The sequence below is a fragment of the Candidatus Symbiopectobacterium sp. genome, from assembly GCF_020054415.1.
Lineage (GTDB): Bacteria > Pseudomonadota > Gammaproteobacteria > Enterobacterales > Enterobacteriaceae > Symbiopectobacterium.
Map to the genome: position 1 here is coordinate 1 of NZ_JAHWCO010000422.1, position 2,626 is coordinate 2,626.

Annotated in this window: 1 protein-coding gene; it reads left to right on the forward strand. The window is 53.2% G+C overall.

What is annotated here, in order from left to right:
* Positions 1–99 precede the first annotated feature (99 nt).
* On the forward strand, positions 100–2,220 hold the full coding sequence (locus QZ506_RS12410; RefSeq protein ID WP_291971421.1) for a DUF927 domain-containing protein: 2,121 nt from the start codon (positions 100–102) through the stop codon (positions 2,218–2,220).
* The last annotated feature ends 406 nt before the right edge of the window (positions 2,221–2,626 follow it).

Here is a 2,626-nt window from a genome sequence, read left to right on the forward strand (position 1 = left end):
GAGAAATACCCGTCTGGCTCCCTTATGCTGTCGGTTAAAAACACGCAGGGGAACATAACCGGGATACAGCTTATCAGCGGTAATGGCGTTAAGAACCTGATGAAAGGGTCTAAATATTCCGGCTGTTTTATCCCGGTGTGTGATTTTCCGGAAGGATCGCCCGAGAAAGTTGTTATTGCAGAGGGCTACGGTACGGCTGTTTCCGTTTCGTTGCTCAGTGATGCGTGGCCGCTGGCGGCACTGTCAAAAACCAACCTCAAGGCGGCGGCAGAGGCCGTGCGGGAAAAGTGGCCTGAAACGCAGATCATTATTGCCGGTGATAATGATTTTATGGACGGCAAGCCCAATGAAGGGCGGGAAGTGGCAATCAAAGCGGCGCTCGCCGTAAAAGGCTGGGTCAGTATTCCCCCCGGCAGTGCAAAAGCAGACTGGGACGATTACCGCCGTGATTTTGGCGTCCAGCGGGCGCTGGAAGCCTTTGCGGAAGAAATGTTTAATCCTGGTGACACGGAGACCCGCCTGCCTCCCGGCTTCAGGCTGACGAAAGAATTTCTGTGGTGCGAGCGTACCCGCAATGACGGAAGCGAGAGCGGACAGGTGCAGCAGATTAAAATTTGCAGCCCGCTGAAAGTGACCGCCATTACCTGTGATACAGATGGTGGCAACTTTGGACGCTTGCTTGAATGGGAGGATTCCAACGGCACCCGGCATGAATGGGCCATGCCCATGACGGTACTTGCCGGGGCCGGGCAGGATTTGCGCGAAGTGTTACTTGAAAATGGACTCCATTTTATCAGAGTGAACGGGACGGCGCGCGGGCTGCTGATGGAGTACATCGCCACCTGTCGCCCGGTGCGTAAAGTGACCTGCGTTGAGAAAACTGGCTGGTATGGCGGGTCTTATGTACTCAATGGTGAGGTCATTGGGAGCGAAGCCGGAACCGTTATTTTTCAGGCCGCCCGTTCGTCCCGAAATGATTTTAGAGTAGCCGGTAATACCCAGGAGTGGATTGAGCATATTGGCCGCTACTGCGCGGGTAATTCCCGCCTGGCGTTTTGCGTCAGTCTGGCGTTTGCGGCCCCCCTGCTGGCGCTAACCGGTATGGACGGAGGCGGTTATCACCTTAAGGGGGAATCCTCCGATGGCAAGACAACCACAATGAAGGTGGCCGCCTCTGTCTGTGGTGACCGGGATTACTGGAAAACATGGCGTGCGACGGGAAACGCGCTGGAAGGTATCGCGCTGCGGCGCAATGATGCCGCGCTTATGCTTGATGAAATCAGCGAGGTTGACGGTAAGGAGGCCGGGCGTATTGCCTACATGCTGGGAAACGGCAAGGGAAAAGCAAGGGCCAGGGTGGACGGCAGTCCGCGTGAACAGGTTCAGTGGACACTGTTGTTTCTTTCTACGGGCGAGATTTCAATTGCTGAACATGCGACTGAGGCCGGGGAACGGCGTACCGGTGCCGGTGTCGGGGTAAGAATGGTGCAGATACCCAGTAATACAGGCCGATTTGGTGCCTTTGAAGAGCTTCACGGATTCGGCGACGGCAAGGCGTTTGCTGAATACCTTGAGCAGACCAGCGCGCAGTACCACGGCGCAGTTTTCCGCGACTGGTTGCGCTGGTTGACCAGCAATCTTACTGAGGTGGCGGAGCGTGCAAGGTCACTCAGAAAAAAATATGAAAAAACACTCCTGACTGAGTATGCAGGTAATCAAGTTGGGCGCGTGGTCGGGCGTTTCGCCCTTCTCGCGGTCGCCGGTGAACTGGCAACGGAAGCCGGAGTCACTGGCTGGAAACCCGGAGAGGCAGAGACTGCCGCACGAAAATGCCTGGAAGCATGGATAAAGGATCGCGGCCATATCGGCAATCAGGAAGATGCGGACGCACTGGAGAAAGTTCGCCGGTTTATTACTGCCAATCAGTACACACGCTTTGCCGACTGGTACGACGAAAAAAGTCGTCCGGTGAACATGGTCGGTTTCCGGCGCACGGAAAAAGGTAACAATACCAGAGAGCTGGAGACAATCTTTTTCATTTTCTCCAGCAGTTGGAAAGAGATCTGTGGCACGTCTGATACGGCAAAAACCGCCCGCCTATGCAAGCATGAAGGTTGGCTGATGACGGATGATGATGAAAAGCGTCTCCAGAGAAAGATAAGGCTCCCGGAGACAGGTCTTAAATGGATGTACGTACTTAAAAGCGATGTCGTCGGATGATGGGCAGTGGCGGGGGAAAGAATGATCGGTGCTGACCGTTAAAACGGGGTTATCATTGATAGGCTTAGCCTTCCAGAATGGAAGTATCTCGCACGAGTATTATATTTTGGTGGGAACAGTGGGAACACAGGGAACACGATTGATTTAAAAGACCTTTTTCTGTTTCCACCAGTTGTTCCCAGGTGGGAACAGTGGGAACATATTTATAATCAACAAGTTATGTCATGCGTGATAAGTTTGTTCCCAGTAAAAAACAGCAGTGGGAAGGCTTTGTTGAATAATAGTGAGTCATGCTGTTTTGCCAAGCCAGTTTTGGTAGAAAATGCTTGTCACCTCAGGTGTACAGTTTTCTCATGAGGCCTAACTGCATGATTTTGCGTTGCGAGGATCCGTCGTTTCACTGGAC

Bases quoted from the DNA above. Each gene is read 5' to 3' on its own strand.
- QZ506_RS12410 (WP_291971421.1), top strand. From the start codon at position 100: ATGAAAGGGTCTAAATATTCCGGCTGTTTTATCCCGGTGTGTGATTTT.